Source organism: Psychroserpens jangbogonensis (assembly GCF_000797465.1).
GTDB lineage: Bacteria > Bacteroidota > Bacteroidia > Flavobacteriales > Flavobacteriaceae > Psychroserpens > Psychroserpens jangbogonensis.
In genome coordinates this window covers 201,982-222,807 of sequence record NZ_JSWG01000008.1, presented here as the reverse complement: position 1 = coordinate 222,807, position 20,826 = coordinate 201,982, and the positions used below count along the sequence as shown (strand labels likewise).

General features: G+C 32.4%; 18 protein-coding genes. 13 read left to right on the top strand and 5 right to left on the bottom strand.

Features of this window, described 5'->3' with window-relative positions; translation table 11 throughout:
• The first annotated feature begins 12 nt into the window (after positions 1–12).
• Both RH81_RS06830 and RH81_RS06825 read left to right on the top strand, forming a co-directional pair.
• Positions 13–537, top strand: a complete 525-nt coding sequence (locus RH81_RS06830; RefSeq protein WP_033959236.1) for a DUF4136 domain-containing protein — start codon at positions 13–15, stop codon at positions 535–537.
• Positions 538–623: 86 nt separating this feature from the next.
• Positions 624–1,172: a mycothiol transferase gene (locus RH81_RS06825; protein WP_033959235.1), complete on the top strand. Its 549-nt coding sequence runs from the start codon at positions 624–626 to the stop codon at positions 1,170–1,172.
• A gap of 48 nt (positions 1,173–1,220) precedes the next feature.
• Here RH81_RS06825 and RH81_RS06820 read toward each other — a convergent pair whose 3' ends face one another.
• Positions 1,221–1,598, bottom strand: coding sequence for a hypothetical protein (locus tag RH81_RS06820; protein WP_033959233.1), 378 nt, complete (start codon positions 1,596–1,598; stop codon positions 1,221–1,223).
• Positions 1,599–1,684: 86 nt separating this feature from the next.
• Entirely contained in the window at positions 1,685–7,813 is a 6,129-nt protein-coding gene (locus RH81_RS06815; RefSeq protein WP_033959232.1) for an alpha-2-macroglobulin family protein, read from the bottom strand.
• A 185-nt stretch (positions 7,814–7,998) separates the two neighbouring features.
• Between RH81_RS06815 and RH81_RS06810 the strand changes: the two genes are divergently transcribed.
• The 7 genes from RH81_RS06810 (at position 7,999) to RH81_RS06775 (ending at position 15,879) form a co-directional block, all read left to right on the top strand.
• Positions 7,999–8,958, top strand: a complete 960-nt coding sequence (locus RH81_RS06810; protein WP_033959231.1) for a tetratricopeptide repeat protein — start codon at positions 7,999–8,001, stop codon at positions 8,956–8,958.
• A 55-nt stretch (positions 8,959–9,013) separates the two neighbouring features.
• Positions 9,014–9,964, top strand: a complete 951-nt coding sequence (locus tag RH81_RS06805) for a GSCFA domain-containing protein (protein ID WP_033959229.1) — start codon at positions 9,014–9,016, stop codon at positions 9,962–9,964.
• Positions 9,965–10,129: 165 nt separating this feature from the next.
• Positions 10,130–10,681 (top strand): DUF6252 domain-containing protein, encoded by a 552-nt coding sequence (locus RH81_RS06795; RefSeq protein ID WP_052172455.1) that lies wholly within the window; start codon positions 10,130–10,132, stop codon positions 10,679–10,681.
• Positions 10,682–10,790: 109 nt separating this feature from the next.
• On the top strand, positions 10,791–11,003 hold the full coding sequence (locus RH81_RS06790; protein WP_033959225.1) for a hypothetical protein: 213 nt from the start codon (positions 10,791–10,793) through the stop codon (positions 11,001–11,003).
• 275 nt (positions 11,004–11,278) lie between these two features.
• A complete protein-coding gene (locus tag RH81_RS06785; RefSeq protein WP_161791975.1) occupies positions 11,279–13,225 on the top strand; it encodes a tetratricopeptide repeat-containing sensor histidine kinase in 1,947 nt (648 codons plus the stop codon).
• A gap of 51 nt (positions 13,226–13,276) precedes the next feature.
• Complete coding sequence (locus tag RH81_RS06780; protein WP_052172454.1) at positions 13,277–15,181, top strand: ATP-binding protein; 1,905 nt, start codon at positions 13,277–13,279, stop codon at positions 15,179–15,181.
• A 47-nt stretch (positions 15,182–15,228) separates the two neighbouring features.
• Positions 15,229–15,879 (top strand): response regulator, encoded by a 651-nt coding sequence (locus RH81_RS06775; RefSeq protein ID WP_033959221.1) that lies wholly within the window; start codon positions 15,229–15,231, stop codon positions 15,877–15,879.
• Here RH81_RS06775 and coaD read toward each other — a convergent pair.
• Together coaD and RH81_RS06765 are read right to left on the bottom strand one after the other, a co-directional pair.
• On the bottom strand, positions 15,872–16,327 hold the full coding sequence (coaD, locus tag RH81_RS06770; RefSeq protein WP_033959219.1) for a pantetheine-phosphate adenylyltransferase: 456 nt from the start codon (positions 16,325–16,327) through the stop codon (positions 15,872–15,874). The two genes, RH81_RS06775 and coaD, sit on opposite strands and share 8 nt — an antisense overlap.
• Before the next feature lie 54 nt (positions 16,328–16,381).
• Positions 16,382–17,356 carry a D-alanine--D-alanine ligase gene (locus RH81_RS06765; protein WP_033959218.1) on the bottom strand — a complete coding sequence of 325 codons (975 nt, stop codon included), beginning with the start codon at positions 17,354–17,356 and terminating at the stop codon, positions 16,382–16,384.
• A 121-nt stretch (positions 17,357–17,477) separates the two neighbouring features.
• On the opposite strand from RH81_RS06765, the gene RH81_RS06760 reads away from it, so the two are divergent.
• The 4 genes from RH81_RS06760 (at position 17,478) to RH81_RS06745 (ending at position 20,647) form a co-directional block, all read left to right on the top strand.
• A complete protein-coding gene (locus tag RH81_RS06760) occupies positions 17,478–18,038 on the top strand; it encodes a PASTA domain-containing protein (RefSeq protein ID WP_033959217.1) in 561 nt (186 codons plus the stop codon).
• Positions 18,039–19,079 carry an RluA family pseudouridine synthase gene (locus RH81_RS06755; RefSeq protein WP_033959215.1) on the top strand — a complete coding sequence of 347 codons (1,041 nt, stop codon included), beginning with the start codon at positions 18,039–18,041 and terminating at the stop codon, positions 19,077–19,079. It begins immediately after the preceding gene.
• A 92-nt stretch (positions 19,080–19,171) separates the two neighbouring features.
• Positions 19,172–19,930, top strand: a complete 759-nt coding sequence (yaaA, locus tag RH81_RS06750; protein ID WP_033959213.1) for a peroxide stress protein YaaA — start codon at positions 19,172–19,174, stop codon at positions 19,928–19,930.
• Positions 19,931–19,969: 39 nt separating this feature from the next.
• Positions 19,970–20,647: a uracil-DNA glycosylase family protein gene (locus RH81_RS06745; protein WP_033959211.1), complete on the top strand. Its 678-nt coding sequence runs from the start codon at positions 19,970–19,972 to the stop codon at positions 20,645–20,647.
• Between the two features lie 18 nt (positions 20,648–20,665).
• On the opposite strand, the gene RH81_RS17135 is transcribed toward RH81_RS06745, so the two are convergent.
• Entirely contained in the window at positions 20,666–20,824 is a 159-nt protein-coding gene (locus tag RH81_RS17135; protein WP_173424367.1) for a glycine zipper domain-containing protein, read from the bottom strand.
• Between the last annotated feature and the right edge of the window lie 2 nt (positions 20,825–20,826).

Below are 20,826 nucleotides of genomic sequence, written 5' to 3'. Positions count from 1 at the left end.
AAAATAAAAAGCATGAAATATTTATCAATACTCTTATTGTTAGTAATCGTCACATCTTGTGCGCCAATTCGAGTGAATTATGATTACGAGAAAACGACCGACTTTAAAGCATATAAGACTTATAATTATTATGCCAATTTAAACACTGGAATGAGTGAATTGGATAATAAGAGATTACTAAAAGTTCTTGATAAAGCCTTGCAAGCTAATGGGTATTCATTGTCTGAAACTCCAGATTTTTTTGTAGATATAAAAAGTAGTGAATATCAAGAAGCATCTCGAAGTAATGTAGGTGTTGGCGTTGGTGGAACTGGTGGAAATGTTGGTGGAGGAATCTCTATAGGAATTCCAGTTGGACAAAATAAATTGAATCGACAAATTGTTTTTGAGTTTGTAGATGAAAATAAAAATGGATTGTTTTGGCAAGCTGTTTCTGAATCTAGCTATAGCCCAAACGCTTCTCCAGAAAAACGTGAAGCGCAATTTAAGGCTATTGTAACTAAAGTTCTTGAAGAGTTTCCTCCCGAAATAGAATAAGATGATTTTAGCGTTAACTTCCTGTTAATGACAATATAATATGGTTTGTAATGTTCTACTTTTAGTTTGAACTTAAAACAACAACCATGAAAAAACTATCATTATTACTTCTGCTATTTGTCTTCAGTTGGACAATAGTTTCACAGAACACCATCAAAGTTCCTAAAGGATATTCAAACGATATTGGGCAAATGATATCTATGTTGGATAACTTAAAATCTCGTGTGGAGAGAAATGTAGTTAATTTGGACCAAGATGGAACAGACTTCCTTTTAGATGAAAATGCGAATAGTCCAGGTGCAATTATTTATCATCTTGCAGCAACAGAAGCCTATTATCAAGTGTATACTTTTGAAGGAAGAAGTTTTAATGAAGAAGAAGCTAAAAAGTGGGAAACGGCTCTAAATCTTGGTGAAAAAGCCAGACAAGAATTTAAAGGAAAACCATTGTCTTTTTATTTAGAGATATATGATGAAGTTAGGAAGAAAACAAAGGAGTTACTAAAAACTAAAGATGACAAATGGTTTAAAAAGAAAAATGGCAATATGAGTAATCACTGGGCTTGGTTTCATGTGATGGAACATCAAGCAAATCATATGGGCCAATTGGCATTAATAACAAAACGAATTAAATAAAAAAAGAGGCTTTAAAAGCCTCTTTTTTTATTTATTGAAATTGCTGAGTTAACTAAGCAATGACTTATAACTGTCTTTATATCCGTAGAGTACAGCAATATTAAGCAGTAATAGAACCAATGCGCCTCCAATTCCTCCTGGATCTAAAGTTGCATGGAATAACACAGCATTTACAGACACACTCATTAAAATAAGTGTTAGAAGAGCCCCAAATTTATTAGAGATAAGTGCAAGTCCTGCAATCACTTCAACTATTGCAACTAGTGTTAATGTTTTAGTACTGATTAATGCACCAAAATAAGCTCCTGCATCACCTGCTAATTCAGGCATAGGTAAAAAACCTCCAGGTACTAATTTATTAAGTCCGAAGACTAATACGAAAAGTCCGAGTAAAATTCTCAAGACCAAAAAAACTTTTGAGTTCATATATGTTAGTTATTAGTTAGTATCATAATATAGTGATTTTTCACTACATCTTGAATTTGGTCGTTTTCTAACTTGTTTCCTAACAGTTAATTAGAATCTACAGATATTCTAACACCTTCACTATGACTACTGAATTCGGGTGCATACATGCTCTGGATAGTGGTAATACCATTACTCATGTTTCCAGCATTACTGACTCTTAAATCGTATTCAAATACATAAACACCTTTTGGCAAATAATCAAAAAAGAAGTTAGTTGATGCATCTTTTGTGCTTTCGTAATAACCTAATCCGTCTTGCCATTTGTATTGCGACATCACGTTTATTGGTTCTAGTCCAGAAGCTCTCATATCTTTCATATGGATAAATTCCATATTGCGATCACTTCGTAATTCTATGCGAACTCGTACCAAATCACCAACGTTTAATTCAGACTCAGAAGTAATTTCTGTAATCTGTTCTCCAGTATCTGTGTTTGTCTTTTTAAAGAGTTTTTTCTTTAGTTTTAATGGTGTTTCTGCTGAAGTAATCTTGTCTAAGTCTTCAAAATATTGCCAATACAAACTTCCCCAAGCAATCCCTTCACCTTTTTTAGTAAGTTGAATTGTAGCCATTGCAGGCTGAATCTCATCCTTTGTCCAAGCCGTTTTGTAATAGCCAGTTCCAGCTTCAACTTCAACATCTTTTAGTTTTGATGGAGTAATCTCTTTTCCGCCAATAATCACTTCAACCATTTCTGTCACGCTCAACCAGTCACTACCTTGCAATAACAAAGCATAAACAGCTTCAGTAGTTGCTTTTGTTGTTTTCCATTGATTGGTTTGCTTGTTCTTTAATAACCAGATTTTTAGATTGTCTACAGTTTCAATATCCTTTGGATGAATTTCTGAAAAAGCTTCAATAATTAAAGCTTGTGTTTCAATTGGTGCTTGATACCAATACCATGAACTTGTGTTCTCTTTCCAATACATGCCCAATTCATCTGAAGTAATACTATTTTCTTCTAATGATTTTAAAATCTTATTAGCTGTTATAACATCACCATCTCTATGCATAACCAAAGCCATTAAGCCTTTTGAATACAATGATTTGTTTAGCCAATAATTTTTAATTTGGCCGTTATAGTAATCCATGATATCTTCGACTTCTTTAGACTTTTTAGTGTCAGGAAGAAAACTTCTCAAATACATAAACTGAAGTTGCGTATTTGTCAAATGATCTTTAGATAAGTCAATTTTCGGATTGTGGTTTTTAAGGTCTTTGTATTCCTGAACAAATTCAGAATCTAAGTAAGAAATAGCTTTATCCAACATGTTAATTACTGAATTATCTCCAACATTTACTTTTAAATTCTCAAGATGTGCGAAACCTGTAATGATGTGCTGTGTGATGTAACGATTTGGTTTCCCACCTTTAAACCAAGGCCAAGCACCATTTGCCATTTGATTGTTTTTAAGTTTACGTTTTGCAGCATCCAATTCGTAATTCATTTTGTTTAAATCGAATAATAATGCAATACGCTTTTTCTGTTCTGTTTCACTTTGAGCATCTCGTAACCAAGGTGTCTCTTGGATTAAGATGGACTTTAATTCTTCGTTTTTCTCCAAGTTTGAAATCAAAACATCAGCATTTTTCCATTGGTTAAATACATCTTGAATTTTCGGATTACTATTCGCAATATGACTTGCTAAAGCATTGGCATAATAACGGCTAAACGTTTGTTCATTACACTCATAAGGATACTCCATCAAATATGGCAATGCTTGAACTGCATACCATGCAGGATTTGATGTCATCTCTAAAGTTAGCTTATGATGTTTGAGTGTCGTTGAAGTATTTGTACTCAATTTATCAAGTGTGAATGTTCGAGATTCGTTGCTCCTAATCCACATTGGCAAAGTTTCAGTAACTAACATTCTATTGGTAAGAACTGGTAATGTGTTTTGTTCTCCATCACTAAAATCTCCAGAAGTCGCTAAAATTCTATATTGTACGGCATTAATATCATCAGATATTTTAAGTTTCCACATGATTTGCGTGTTGCCTTTAGCACCTACCGAAAAGCTAGCAGTTTGATCTTTATATGTTTTCTTAGACTCATTTGAAGCTGTTGTTAGCATTAAGAGTTTTGGTGTAATGTCTTCATTGGTGATTGGGTCTACCAAGATTAATTTAGCCTGACCGAATAATAAATTCTCTGTTAAATTAGCGATTTTGGTGCTTATTACAATGTCATCACCTTGACGTAAAAACCGAGGCGCATTTGGTATCACCATCAATTCTTTTTGTGTTACAGATTCTAAACTAGTTACAGCACTTTCCATAGTTTTAGTATGTGCTAATAGCTGTAGTTTCCATTTAGTTAATGCTTCTGGAGTTGTAAAACTGAAACTCACTTGACCTTCACTATCAGTTTGTAATTGCGGAAAGAAAAAAGCAGTTTCTTGAAGGTTCTTACGGATTTTGATGTTCTCGATTATTGGTTCTTCTTTAGGAACATCATAAATGTACATGTTCGCTAAACCATTTATTGTTTTCTTTCCACCAATGATATTTGCTTCTTTTGATAAGTAATCACTATCAGAAAGAGATTCAGCGCTAGTCATTTCACTTTTAGTGTTAGATGAATAGCCAACAACAACCATTTCTTCTAAAGCACCATCATCTTCCATCATTTCTACATCATAGGCTTGCCCTTTAAATCTCAGATAACTTCTCCCAAAATAAAACCCAAACCAATTCAATTGGTCATATTTCTGCTGGAAATAATTGGGATTATTATTTTGTTGATTATGCACTCTAAATCCACGAACACCAAAGCTTTGTCTTGCGTTAAGTCCGTATCTTGGGTTGTATCTTGGTTTTTGTATTGGATTGAAATTCCAAGAGTGTGGTTTAAATTGATCCAGAGACATGTCGTACATGCTTGCTAAAATTTCGGCAGTGACTTTTTCACCTTTCGGACCTTTAATTTTAAAACTCCAAGTTTCGTCTGTTCCAGGCTGAAGCTTGTCTCTAAACGTACTTGTTTCGATTTCTAAATCACTTTCTGGGTAAGGCACATTAATTTGTACTACGTTCCCAGAAAAGCTATTGTATGTTGCATAGCTATAATGAACTGCAAATCCGCCAACATCTTCTTTAGTTACTGGAATGGCTATCGTTTTTTTATTATTGTTTAGAGGTATAATGAATGTATTGACGATTTCTTTATTCTTTTCAATACTTAGAGTTACAGTGATATTTTCTGCAGCAGAAGCTAGTGTAAGTTCTACTGTATCATCAACAGAGTATTGGTTTTTGTTTGTTGAAACACTAAAAAGTTGTTGATCTGATACCGTTTTATCACTATCACTATACAAAGTTGTTCTAGTTTCATCTGTAACTGTTTGACCAAATTTATCTTTGCTCTCAAGCAGAATTACATATTGACCAGACATCCATTTTTTAATGTTCCCAAGTGGCATTTCTTTTGAACTTTCCGTATCAAATGTATTTTTAAAAACAAGTTTACCTTTTTTCCAATGGATTGGATTTTGCTCATTAGTATAAGCTTCATGAGGAAATTTGGTTTTAAACTCTTCAGAAGGAATTTCCTGATAATCTGGAGCATTCCAAGGTCGTGTTCTCAAAACGCGATTGGGAGCTTTGAGCTTATAGATTTTGATATTCCCTTCCGCTGGAACAAATTCACCATTTAGATTCTTTGTAGAAATCGAAAGTGTATGGTCTTTTTTGGTTTTGTCTAATTGTCCTGCTATTGAAATATTAGCGTTTAAAGTATGATAACCAACATTTATAATGGTCGTCGCACTTCTTGTTTCACCATTAAGATCAGTGACATCTGCTGTAATTTCATAATTAAAAACAGGTAAAGAGGATTTGTCTGCACTCTCATCTGGAAGCGCTTTAAACTTGATTTCAAATTCACCTTTTGCATTTGTAGTTGTTTCGCCATGCGAAATTTCTTGAGGCTCACTATTAAACCATGGTCTATACCAATAATACCATCGTGGATATTGTACTTTTCTTACCACACGATACACAACTTTTGCATCTGTAATATTACTTCCTGCATAAGCTAAAGCTGTTCCTTTTGCTAAAACGGAATCATTAACCTTAAAGGTTTCAGTAACAGGCTCAAAATTGGTTTCAAACTTTGGTCGTTTGTATTCTTCAACTGAAAAATAATAATTCTGTCTAATAGAACCTACAGTTGTATATATTTCTATATAATGCTGACCGTTTAAACCAGAGCTTGGCAAGATAAATTCTCCAGCAACAGATCCATATTCATTAGATGTGAAATCTAATTCTGCTAATTTTTCTCCGTTGACATTATGCAAAGTTGCAAATATAGTTTCACCAGAAAGTGATTTAGATTTGCCTTTTTGACTTTCAAGAAGAATGGCTTTAAAATAAACGGTTTGTCCAGGTCTATAGATACTTCGGTCTGTGAATAAGAATGAATTAAAGCTTACATCATTTCTATTTCGGTCATTTTCTTTATGAGCGTAATAGCCTTTAAAATAAGCAGATTGATTATCCTTTGAGAGTTTGATACTCAAATTGAAATAGCGTTCTGAAGTCTTCATTGAACGAAGCTCACCATGAGTATCTGAGGTCAGGTTTTTCGTGTAAAACTTATTATTATAATCTTTCTGAAAATTGAATGTTGCAGAAACACCAGCTATAGGGTTTCCGTTAGTTCTATCAATAACTTGGTAGATCATTTCTCTGCCTGATGAACGATCTACAATAGCAAAATCAGTAACCTGAAGTGTTTGTGTAGCAAAACTGTTGTTTTTGTTTTTGGTTTCAGCGAGAATAATGTAATGACCATTTTCTAGTTTTGGAACTACAATTTCTGTCGAGTGATTTTGATAATCGCTTTCATTCTTAAGTGTCGAATCCCATTCTGTAGTAATCGTTTTATTTTTAATGAAACTCAAGCGTTCTATGGGTTTGTAGAGTTTCTCAAAGGCATCTTTTTGAGTCAGACTAACCTTATAAATTTTAAAATCTAAAGCATCAATATTGGTGTAGTTTACTAAAAATTTAGAGTAGGAGTTAACAGGTATAACAGTTTCTGCTGACAATCCTAAACGGCTTGATAGTATTTGCGATTTAAGTGCTTCGCATTTTTCTGAAGCTCTACTTTTCGGAAAGTCATTGATGATAGATTTGCATAAATCGATAGCGTCTTTTAATTTCCAACGTACATCTGGATTCGTATTTGCATTATATCGATGTCCTTGTTGTTGCCATATAGACGCAATTTCATAATCGTATAAACCAGAAGCATATTGTGATGTCCATTGGTCACTAGACGATTGTAATGTTTTTAATAATAGGTCTTGTTTGTTATCAAATGTTGCATGCTGAGCAACATATTTTAATCGTTCAATATCTACATCAACAAGAGCAGCTGGATCTTTATCTTTTGAATGAAACTGAATTAATTCTTGATAAATCTTAAGTGCTTGTAATTGTAGCGAAGTTGAATCTTTAGATGTTAGATCGACACCAGTAAATGCTTTTGTAGGACCTAATAGCATTGGGTTTTCAATCTCAAATTTGTAAGCAGGTTTACTGATGTTATTCTCATTGGTTTTATAGAACTCCAATGCATTATGACTTAATAAATCATAAAGAGTAGGTCGAAAAGCTTTCGACCCTTTTTGTTGAATAATGATGTCCTTATACTCTGATAGCTGTGTTTGCTGAAGAATGAGTCCGTTTTGTAAAGAATTCTGGTAATAGGTTTGTATCTCATTAAATAAGGTTTGTAAATCCCATGTTCTAAAATCTTGATCTACTTTTTCAGCAGTATTGGTGCGATTATAGAACTGATAGCGATGTTGCTGAAAATATTGCCAGTACATATTGGCTAGCATATTCTCTAGAATATTTTTAGTGGGTGTTTTGCTTTTAGATATTTCAGATTTAAAATCTTCAACTATTTTTAGTTGCGCATCTTCTTCAAGAGTTAAAATATATTTGCTTTTATGAAGCAATGCTTTTATTTTCTGAGGTGTATTGTTTGTGTTCTTTGCACGTTCAGAAATAGTTTCAACAACTTTTAGTGCCGATTTTGGTAATCCATCAGATTCGTATTTTGAAACATCTTTCCATAATTTTTCAAAATTATCAGATTGAGCGTTAGAAAAGTTAGCGAAACATAGGATCATTAAAATGTTGGTAATTAATTTCATGAATAAAATTTTAATTATCGTGCAATTTAAACTCAAAACTTCGTCTAATAAATAACAAATGAGTCATTGAATCGTTTGATTTAGTGAAGTTATTAATTTTAAGTGTAAACACGTTATCTTTGCATTATCAAAATCAAAAATAATACCAAGAAACCCTAGGCATGAAATTTGTTTAGTTATATGATATGAAGTATCTATTTATTTTCCTTTTTATAGTTCCGTTAATCGGTTTTAGTCAATCATCTTCACTAGATAATGCAAAGCAATTATTTCAAGAGAAAAAGTATGTGCATGCAGAAAAAACTCTGGAAACATATCTTGTTGAGTCTCCTAATGATATTGAAGGTATTGAATTACTAGGTGATGCTTATGGTCAGCAAGAAAAATGGGATGAAGCAATTGATGAATATGAGAAATTGGTTGAATTAAAACCAAATGTAGCTAATTATCATTATAAATATGGAGGAGCCTTAGGTATGAAAGCTTTAAATATAAGTAAGATTAGAGCTGTTGCATACATTGGAGATATAAAATCGGCATTTATAAAAGCAGCAGAACTAGATTCTAAACATATTAATACACGTTGGGCTTTAGTAGAATTGTATATGCAGTTACCCGGTATAATTGGTGGAAGCACAAGTAAATCGCTTAAATATGCGGATGAGTTAGAAGTGCTTTCAAAAGTAGATGGTTATTTAGCAAAAGGTTATATCTATGAATATGATAATGAACCGGAATTAGCTGAAGGATTTTATAAAAAAGCAATAAAAATTGGAGGATCATTGACTTGTTTTGATAAGCTGACTAAGTTATATGAAACTCAAGAACAACCAGAAAAAGCTATTGCCAATATTGAAAAGGCACAAGTTAAACACAAAAGAAATGCATTACATTATCAAATAGGTAAGGTAGCAGCAGAATATAATGTGCAGTTAAATAAGGGAGTACAATGTTTACAAACCTATATTAAAAATTATTCGGCAGCAGATGGCGTTCCAAAGGCTTGGGCTAATTTTAGATTGGCGCAAATACATAAGCATAAGGGAAATAAATCTGAAGCCTTAGCGTATATAAATTTGGCCATTACAGCTTTGCCAAAGATTAAAGTGTTTCAAGAAGAAAAAACAGATATTTTAAAACTTTAGCTTTAGGTTTCTTAGAGTTATTTATCTTTAACTTCTTAATAACATGTAATTCCTTATGGAGCTTCAAACTAAACTTCCACTTGCAACACAACAGCATAATCAAATTGATTATAATTCTAAAATAGGATTGTTAGGTTCTTGCTTTTCTGAACACATAGCTGAAAAGTTTAATTATTATAAGTTTCAAAAATTTGCTAATCCCTTCGGAATTTTATTTCATCCTTTAGCCATTGAAAACTTAATAGTAAATGCTATTAATGAAAAACAGTATTCAGAAGACGATATCTTTTTTCATAATGAACAATGGCATTGTTTTGAAGCGCATTCGAAACTGAGTAGAACATCTAAAGAAGACTTGATAAATGAGTTGAATACTCAAATTAAAGCGACTGGAGTATTTTTAAAGGAAGCCTCACATGTTGTGATTACATTGGGTACAGCTTGGGCATATCGATTGATAGAAACCGATAATTTTGTGGCTAACTGTCACAAAGTTCCACAAAAGAAGTTTTTAAAAGAGCTATTATCTGTTGATGCGATAACAGAGTCCCTTGAAGCCATGGTAAGTTTAATTAAAAGTATAAACCCTAAAGTTTCAATTGTATTTACAGTGTCGCCAGTTAGACATATTAAAGATGGGTTTGTGGAAAACACGCAAAGCAAGTCGCATTTGATTTCTGCGATTCATCAATTAGTTGAACCTCGGAATCAACTGTATTATTTCCCTTCTTATGAAATCATGTTAGATGAGCTTCGAGACTATCGTTTTTATAAGGAAGATATGCTTCATCCAAATACTTTAGCTATCAATTATATTTGGGATCATTTTCATAAGGTTTGGGTTTCTGAAGAGGCAAATGGTACCATGCAAGAAGTTGAACATATACAAAAGGGGTTAGAACATAGATCGTTTAATCCAAAATCTGAAGCACATCAATTATTTCTTCAAAAATTGAGGATCAAACAAAAGGATTTGCAATCGGCATTTAATCACATTCAATTTTAAAAAGTACTTCAAAACTATAGAATTAGTCGCTTTTATTGCACTTCAATTTTATTTAACATGCTGATTTTCAGATTGTTTTTAAGAATATACGTCATATGACGTATTGTTTACCTCTCCATTTTACAGCAAATTTGTGTCATTATTAACCTCAAAAAACAATCAACAATGAGACATTTTAAAAACTTCATGATTTTAGTCATGACATTATCAGCAGTAACTCTTACATCATGTTCTAGTGATGATGACGGAGGAGATGGAGGAGGAGACGGTTCCGGAGCTGGTTCCGGAGTATTAGTTGCAAAAGTAGATGGTAATAATTACGAATCTATGGCTATTTCGTCTTCAGCAACAGTTGCCAATAATGGGCAAAACCTAATTATTATCGCTTCTAATAGTAGCGGAAAAGCATTTTCAATGCAAATATTGGGTGTTTATTCTGGTCCAGGAACTTATGCTATTGGAGGCGGAGTCAATATTGCCAATGGTGCAACTTACACAGTAACTGATGTAGACCTTAACAATCCACAAAATTCAACTACCGAAGTTTGGCAAGCACCTTTTGATGATATGGTTGCTGGAGAAATTGTTATTACTGAAGAAACGGATACCAAGGTTAAGGGGAATTTCAATTTTTCAGGTAAAAACGTTAATGGAGATCAATCAATTAAAGTAATATCTGATGGGTCTTTCAACTTAACCAAGCAAGTTGTTAACTAAAAGTTATTGACATGAAAACGTTATTAATTTAAGAGCTTAGTGATGGTTGCATTCTTTTTGAATGCAACTTCACTATTCGCTCAAAAATCAGAAATTCCAGGTCATAATTATGACTTGGAATCTAAAATCAACGACATTGCAATTATTGAAGAGAGACTACTGGTTGTTTGTTACAAGATTTAAAGCAACTTCAGCAAGACAAACCTCACAGTTTATTTTAACGAAATTTGAAGATGGTGTTGGTTTAGTAAAAGTAAATAAAGATGGAGGTCTTGTAGAAAAAGAGAATGTCTTAAAAGATAAAAACCAGAATATCAAGTAGATGAATTTGATGGTTATCTTTATTATAAAGCTAATGATAAGACTATTTACACTTACATTCGTAATAATTAAATCTTGTTGTTGAGATTATGATTCGGCGCAGTTTTTGTAGGATTACGCTTAATCTTTTTTAATTGCAACTTGTCGAAAAAAATATTAGTCATTCTTATTATGTTATATATTCGTCTTGCTATTAATCAATTTTTTAAGAAAGCATCAGCTAATTTTGTTGTCCCAAAAGGCATATCAATTCTGATGCTTTTTTTATTCCCTTATATGAAATCTAAGCATTCCTTATTTTTTCTTCTTAGTGTATTCTTCGCTTCCTTTTCTAATTCTCAAAATTTAGATAGCTTATTAACTGTAGCACGTGGAACAAAAGATGATTCTATAAAGATTAGAATGTTTAATAAAATTGCTTTTAGTTATATCTTTAATGATACTGATAAAGCGATTCAAGTTATAAAGGAAGGAAAAGAACTTGCCTATATCGCCGAATTTAATTTTGGATTAACTGAACTTACTAATACCCATGGTATATTCATGGATGTTACTGGAAAGTCAGACTCAGCAAATTATTATTTTTCGAGAGCTTTAAAACTAAGTAGAGACCATAATTTCAAAAGTATTGAAGTCATGTGTATCAATAATCTTGGCATGTTTCATTGGAATAGAAGCGAGTTTGATGATGCCTTGCGTTATTTCTTTGATGCTCTTAAATTAGGCGACTCCAAAGGTAAAGAACGTGAAAGCCATATTTATTTGAATAATATTGGGCTCATCTACCAGGAGATGAACCTAAGTAAAAAAGCCTTAGAGTATCATAAGAAGGCACTTGAAATTCGTAAAAAACACAATCTGGAAACACATCAAGTAGCTTCTTACAATAATATTGGGATAAATCTAAAAGACTTAGGACGTGTTGATGAGGCCATAGACACATACAAGAAAGGAATCATTGTAGCAAAACGCACAAATAATCTTATGGATTATTATAAGCTGTTGGATAATCTAGCCAATGCTTACAATGAAAAGGGCGATTTAGACTTAGCGCTTCAATCCTATTTAAAAGCATTAGACAGACCTGAAGGTTTTGAAGCAGACGAAAAAGGAATAGTTATTACTTATGCGAATATGGTATCGCTTTATAATCAATTGAACAACCCCAAAACGGCATTAACTTATTCTAACAAAGGATTTGAGTTAATTGAAAAATTCCCACAAATAGAGGCTATTTCTGCCGATCTAAATTTACATACTGCTGAAAGTAATTATATGTTGGGGAATTTTAAAAAGGCCAGAGAGTTTACAAGAAAGTTCGTCGCCTTAAAAGATTCTATTTTTTCAGAAAAAAATGCGCAAGCTGTTGCCGACTTGGAAATAAAGTATGAAACCGAAAAAAAAGAAAGAGAGATTTTAGTGCAGCGTGCAGAATTGGCTGAACAAAAATTAACGATTCAACAAAAAAACTATCAGGTTTATGGGTTGTTAGGTTTAGCGCTTATTTTAGGCTTAATTGGTTACTTGTTCTACAATCAACAAAAATTGAAGAATAAGCAACTTCAAAAGGAAAATGAGCTTAAAGATGCGCTTATAAAAATTGAAACTCAAAATAGGTTGCAAGAACAACGTTTAAGAATTTCTAGAGATTTACATGATAATATTGGAGCGCAACTCACTTTTATAATTTCATCAATTGATAATTTAAAATATGGCTTTGATATAAAAGATGAAAAACTCACATCTAAACTTAACAAAATAAGTGAGTTCACTTCAGAAACCATTTATGAACTACGTGATACGATTTGGGCAATGAATAAAAATGAGATTTCATTTGAAGATTTACAATGTCGAATCTCTAATTATATAGATAAAGCTGATGTCTATGATGATAATATTAAGTTTTCATTTGATGTTGATTCTAGTGTTAATCATCAAAAAACATTGTCTTCAATAGAAGGTATGAACATCCACCGAATTATTCAAGAAGCGATTCATAATAGCTTAAAGCATGCTTCTGCTACTGAAATTAAGGTGAGTATCGAACAATTGAAAAGTCAGTTAAAAATTAGTATTTCTGATAATGGAAAAGGATTTCAATTAGATTCTGCAGAAAAAGGAAGTGGTTTGACCAATATGAATAAGCGAGCTAAACACATCGGTGGACAACTAGCTATTCTTTCAGAAAGAAATGAAGGGACTCAAGTTATTCTCAAGGTTTAAATGCTTTAGTTGAAAATTTGTATCTTTTTATCGCTATTAATTAAACCAACCATGAAATATATCTTTTTTGTGCTTTTAGTGGTTTCAACTCACTCATTTTTAAATGCACAACAATCTTCTGTGAAACTGAATGATTCTGCAATGTCATTTTATAAAAATGATCCTCAAAGGGCGTTGTTGGTTTTAGAAGAAGCACTTCAAATATCTGAAGAAAAAACAGATCACCTTCAAATTGCGAAATCTAAAAATAACTTGGGAATAGTGTACAGAGACCTCGGAGATTTTGAGAAAGCTTTGCACCTTTCTACCCAAGCATTAAATACAAATGATTCTGTACTAAAAGCTTCTGCTTACAACAATATTGGTGTAGTTAATAGAAATTTGGCTAACTATGATGAAGCTTTAATAAACTATTTAAAGGCATTGGATATCTATCAAGCCAAACAAATGAAAAGTGAGATAGCTACTACGTACAATAGTATTGGATTGGTATACAGTTATAATGATATTAATAACAAAGCCATTGAATATCATCTTAAGGCTAAAGAAATTTTTGAAAGTATTGAGAACAAAAAAGGAATCTCTGAAGTGTATAATAATATTGCCATCATTTACGCTAATGATGGAGAGTTAGAAAAAGCACTTGATTATTTTAAATACTCCTTAGAAATTGAACAAGCCCTTAATGATAAAAAAGGTATTGCTGAATCTGTTAATAATGTTGGTGCTGTATATTATTATTTAAGTGAAATTGATTCTGCTCTTGTGTATTTTAGAAAATCACTAGCTATAGAAAAGTCAATAGGCGATATGGCAGGCATTTCGGCCAGTTATAATAACATGGCAAATGTTTTAATTGAAGCAGGAAGGCTTAATGGTACCAAAACATATATTGATAGTGCCATGTACTTTGCTCAAAACTCCAAAATTGCTGTAGATATCGAATCTGCGCTTCATAATTATTCACAGTATTACGAAGCCAAAAATGAAACTAAAACCGCACTTAGTTATTTTAAGGAATTAGTCGTTTTTAGGGATAGTCTGTTTAGTCTTAAAACAAATGAAAAAATTGCGGAATTAGAAATTGAATATCAAACTGAAAAGAAAGAAAAGGAAATCTTATCACAACGTGCTGATATAGCAGAACAAGAGCTAGAATTAAATGGGAAAAACACACAACTTTTAGGCTTAGGAGTTTTAGCCATAATTTTAGGTTTATTAGGGTATTTATTTTACAGTCAGCAACGATTAAAAAACAGACAACTTCAAAAAGAAAATGAGCTTAAAGATGCCCTTATAAAAATAGAAACTCAAAATAGGTTGCAAGAACAACGATTGCGAATATCAAGAGATTTGCATGATAACATTGGAGCACAACTTACCTTTATTATTTCGTCTTTAGATAATCTTAAATACGGATTTCAACTACCAGAGAAACTATCCAACAAACTTAAAAGTATTAGTGAGTTTACATCAACGACTATCTACGAATTACGGGATACCATTTGGGCAATGAATAAAAATGCAATTAGTTTAGAAGATTTGCAATCTAGGATTTCTAATTTTATTGATAAGGCAGATCTTGCGTCCAATAATGTTCAGTTTGATTACCATACAAATACTTCAGATATTGAAAACTTCAAGTTGTCTTCAGTTCAAGGCATGAATGTGTATCGAATCATTCAAGAGGCAATCAACAATGCATTAAAATATGCGAGTGCGACAAAAATCACCGTAGATTTCAATTACTCTAAAAATCAATTGACTGTTAAGGTGATTGATGATGGGCAAGGTTTTGATTTAGAGGATGTACAATTTGGCAATGGAATTAATAATATGAAAAAGCGAGCACATGAAATTATTGGTGAGATTGTTATCGTTTCTAATGTAAAACATGGAACTAGTATTCAATTACAAATTCAGGACCTGAAAGAAAATACGTCAAATGACGTATAGCAATGCGTATAAAATTTCGTAACTTTTTATTCTCAAAACCCAACCTTATGAGCATTAAAATTGGCATAGTAGACGATAATACATTTTTAATAAATGCAGTCAAGGAAAAGCTTTCGTTTTTTGATGAGTTTAACATCAAAATAGTAGCAATGAATGGCTCAGAATTACTAACTAAAATTGAAGGTAATCACAATTTAGATATAATTTTAATGGATATTGAAATGCCAGTTCTCAATGGTATAGAAACTACCGAAATTGTTAAACAGAAATATCCTCATATCAAAATTATTATGCTCACCGTTTTTGATAATGATGAAAACATTTTTAACGCGATAAAAGCTGGAGCCGATGGTTATTTACTAAAGGAAATTAATGCTAAAGATCTTCATGATGGAATTGTGGATACTTTAAATGGTGGTGCAGCTATGAATCCTTCAATTGCTTTAAAAACATTGAAACTACTCCGTAATCCGATGAGTATTGAAAATGAAAAAGATAAGGAAGATATAAAACTGACCAATCGAGAGACTGAAGTTCTTGAACACTTGAGTAAAGGTTTGAATTACATTCAAATTGCTGAAAATCTAATACTTTCAACAGGAACTGTAAGAAAACATATCGAAAACATATATCGAAAACTTCAGGTTCATAATAAACTTGAAGCTGTTCAGAAGGCTAAAAGAAACAACCTTATTTAACTCTGACACTATCTGGAACTAATTTGGTATAATCACCATTATTTCTAATTACATCTCGCACGATAGAAGAAGAAATATAAGAGGTGTTCGAAGCAGTTAGTAAAAATACTGTTTCAATTTTTGAAAGTTTTCTATTGGTGTGAGCAATTGCCTTTTCAAATTCAAAATCAGCAGGATTTCTTAAACCTCTTAAAATAAACTGAGCATCAATTTCTTTGCAGAAATCTATTGTTAAACCTTCATAGGTTACCACTTTAACTTTTTTATGATCTTTGAATGCATCTTCAATAAATTGCTTGCGTTCTTCAAGAGAAAACATATATTTTTTATCAGCATTAATACCAATAGCAACAACGATCTCATCAAAGAGCGTGACACTGCGCTTAATAATATCGTAATGACCTAAGGTTAATGGATCAAAAGATCCAGGGAAAATTGCTCGTTTCATAATGTTGTTTTATAGCAGAACTACTATCTAATCTAAACCAAATATAATTATTAATTATTTGAGAGCTTCTTCAATAGCGTTTTCAAATAAATCACTCATGCTAATGCCAGCTTCTGCAGCTTGTTGAGGTAAAATACTAGCTTCTGTTAAACCTGGAACTGTATTCACTTCTATAAGATGAGGTTCTCCGTCTTTAAAAATGTATTCACTCCTGCTAAATCCTTTTAAACGCAATACTTCGTATACTTTTTTTGCTAAAGAACTAACCATTTCAGCTTGATTTTCATCTATGCGAGCAGGTGTTATTTCTTGAGATTGACCTAAATACTTTGCTTTATAATCGAAGAAATCATTTTCAGAAACAATTTCAGTAATAGGTAATACTTTAATTTCACCTTTGTAGGTGATAACACCAACTGAAACTTCTACACCATCTAGAAATGACTCTATAATCACTTCTTCATCTTCTTTAAACGCAACGTCTAACGCGTTTTGAATTTCTTCTTTATTATAGACTTTGGTTATACCAAAACTACTGCCAGCTCTATTTGCTTTCACAAAACAAGGCAAACCTACTTTTGCTACAATGATTTCCTCATTTATAGAATCGCCTAAATTGACAAAATAAGATTCAGCCGATTTGATTCCGTAAGGTTTTAAAGCACTTAAACAATCCCGTTTATTAAACGTTAAGGCTGCTTGATACATATTACAACTCGTATGAGGAATGCTTAATAATTCAAAATAACCTTGCATAAAACCATCTTCACCAGGTGAGCCATGTATGGCATTAAAAACGCAATCAAAATTAATTTTGGTGTCAGCAATGCGTATAGAAAAATCGTTTTTGTCTATGGAAAACTCTTCATCTAAATCATTAACATAAACCCATTTGTTTTTAAAAATATGAATGCGATACATATTGTACTTCTCTTTGTCGAGAGATTCATACACAACTTGTCCACTTTTAAGAGAGATTTCATATTCACTTGAATAACCACCCATGATTATGGCAATATTTTTTTTCATTATCCTTAATTAGATTTTACAAACAATAAAACTTAACAATTATCAGTTAAGCTAAAATACCAAATAAACCCTTAAGTAAACGCTTTCGTTTTTATATATTTGTCAACAGTTAAATTATGACATGAGTTTTATTCGATTTATAACTAGCAAAACATTTTTCAAACAATTGGCATTGGCTATTGTTGCTTTAATTGTCCTTGTTTTTTTAATGATGTGGTGGTTAAGAAGTACGACTAATCATGGTGAGTTTATTCAAGTTCCCGATTTAAAAGGTAAAACAATTGAAACGGTTAAAATTGAATTGAACGATAATGATTTAGCTATGGAAATCCAGGATTCGGCTAATTTCAATCCAAAATATCCAAAATATTCTGTAATTGAACAATATCCTGAAGCAGGCAGTCAGGTTAAAGAAAACAGGAAAATATATTTAATTTTAAATCCATCAGGATACAGAAAAGTAGCAGTGCCTAATATCGTACGTAACACTTTTCGGCAAGCTAAGCCAACACTAAAAGCACTAGGTTTTAAGGTCGGTAATGTGACTTATGCGGATGATATAGGAAAAGACGAAGTACTTTCAATACAACATAAAGGTAAAACCATAAAAGCTGGCGAAATGTTACCTTTGACATCTAAAATAGATGTTGTTCTAGGTAATGGAAAACGCGCTTCAAACTAAATGACTACAACAACACAACCAGCAAACGAGAATGACGATGAGTTATACGAACATCATTCTTTTGTTGCCGATAAAGGGCAAGCACCTTTACGCATAGACAAGTATTTGATGAACCGCATTGAAAATGCGACTCGTAATAAAATTCAGGCTGCTGCCAAAGATGGTAGCATTTACGTAAATGGTACTCCTGTAAAATCGAATTATAAAGTAAAGCCTCTTGATAAGATTCGGGTGCTTTTAGCGCATCCACCTTATGAGTATTTATTGACTCCAGAGGATATTCCATTAGATGTTGTTTATGAAGACGACCAACTATTAGTAGTTAATAAATCTGCGGGAATGGTTGTGCATCCTGGTCATGGTAATTATTCAGGAACACTCATAAATGCTCTTATTTTTCATTTTGAAAACCTTCCAAATAATAGTAGTGAACGTCCAGGTTTAGTGCATCGAATTGATAAAGATACAAGTGGATTGTTGGTTATAGCAAAGACAGAACAGGCCATGACACATTTGTCTAAACAGTTTTTTAATAAAACTAGTGAACGTGAATATGTAGCGATAGTTTGGGGAAATATAGATGAAGAAGAAGGTACTATTGAGGGTCATATAGGTCGTCATCCTAGAAATCGTTTACAGAACACCGTTTTTGTAGGTGATGATGAAGAAAAAGGTAAACCAGCTGTAACACATTTCAAAGTTATTGAACGTTTGGGTTATGTAACTTTAGTTGCTTGTAAACTCGAAACTGGTCGTACACATCAAATTCGTGTACACATGAAGCATATTGGTCATACGCTCTTTAATGATGAGCGTTATGGAGGTGAACGTATTTTAAAAGGAACGACTTTCTCTAAATACAAGCAGTTCGTAGATAACTGTTTTAAAATACTACCAAGACAAGCTCTACATGCAAAAACATTAGGCTTTGTGCATCCAACGACTGGTGAGCAAATGCGATTTAATTCACCTATTCCAGAGGATATGCAGCAATGTATTGAAAAATGGCGTCATTATTCAAAGCATCAGGATAAGGATTAATTCTACTTATCCTGTCATAGAAATTATGAAATTCTAATGTTGAATTTTATCATTGGTAATCGTAACTTTGAAAAAAAGAAAACTACCAGAGCATGAAATTAGTATTGTCTCCAGCAAAATCATTAGACTACGATCGTAAATTACCAACATCAAAAACTTCAGAAGCATGCTTTTTGAATGGAGCTGAGCGTCTAAATAGATTGTTGAAAAAGAAATCAGCAAGGAGCTTATCTAAGTTAATGCATATTTCAGATAATTTAGGGCAATTAAACTATGAGCGTAATCAAGAGTGGAGTTTACCTTTTACTAAAGATAATGCGAGACAAGCTGTTTATGCCTTTAATGGAGATGTCTATAGAGGTTTAGATGCGTATACAATTGACACCAATAAATTAAATCAACTTCAGGACACTGTTCGTATTCTCTCTGGATTATATGGTGTTTTAAAACCTTTAGATTTAATGCAGCCTTACCGATTAGAAATGGGAACTAAATTTCCTGTAGGTAAGAGTAAAAACTTATATGAGTTTTGGAGGAAACAAGTTACTGATGCATTAAACAATGAATTAGAAGATGATGAACTCTTTTTAAATTTAGCTAGTAACGAATACTTTAAGGCAATTGATACGAAATCTCTAAAAGTACCTGTCATTAATATTAAGTTTCAGGAATTGAAAGATGGAAACTATAAAACTATTGCTATATTTTCAAAATTGGCTAGAGGATTAATGGCGCGTTATGTTATAGATACAAATGCTAAAACTTTAGACGATATTAAATGGTTTGATCGTGATAAATACAGGTTTACAGAAAATTTATCTTCTGAGAATGAATTGGTGTTTACGAGATAATCTCACTTTTTAATTCTTGCGAAGTCAGTAATTAATAAAATGTTTAAGCACAAACATCCATACCAACCTTTTATTAAATCAGATACAACAAAATTAATTGTTGGTACTTTGCCACCTCCACGTTTTTCTACAGGTGAACTTTTAGAAAAGGATGTTGATTTTTGCTACGGAAGTTATTACAATTCGTTATGGTTATTTATTGATAAAATTCATAATCTGGGATTGCGATATGACAATTCTCAGTACGCTATTGATGAACGAAAGGATTTTCTTATCAAACATAAAATTGGTGTTTGTGATATTGTAGGAAGTGCAGAACGCAAGAAAATTGACGCTTCAGACTTAGGAATGAATAACATAAAACTTCGGAATGTAATTGGGTATTTAAAAGAGTATCCAAACATTGATACGTTATTATTTATAGGTGGAAATAGTAAAAATGGACCAGAATATTTTTTCAGAAAACATATTAAAGATTATAAGATCAAATTAGAAGTTGTATCAAATGTAGTCCCAAGAATTCATCAGTTTGTTATGCCAACTGAAAAGCATGAATCACAAACAGAACGAATGATTAGAACGGTCTCTTTGACTTCAGGATCTGGAGCCGCAAATATTTCTATTAGTAGATTGCCATTGTACAAGCAATTAAAGGCGAGTAATTCAGATTTTAATACGTTCGATTTTCGTGTGATGCAGTATCGTGAGTTCCTTTAAAGAAGAGAAAAGCGTAAGCTATTCTTTTTTATCATCTTTCATCGTAACACTAAGTCCAGCACCTATTGCAATACCAATACTTAGCCATAAACCCAAATTGTCTGTTGCTACTCCAACAGCAGTTCCAATGGTTATGCCTAAAATAATTCCTGTTGCTTGCTTACTGTCTTTTTTCATAG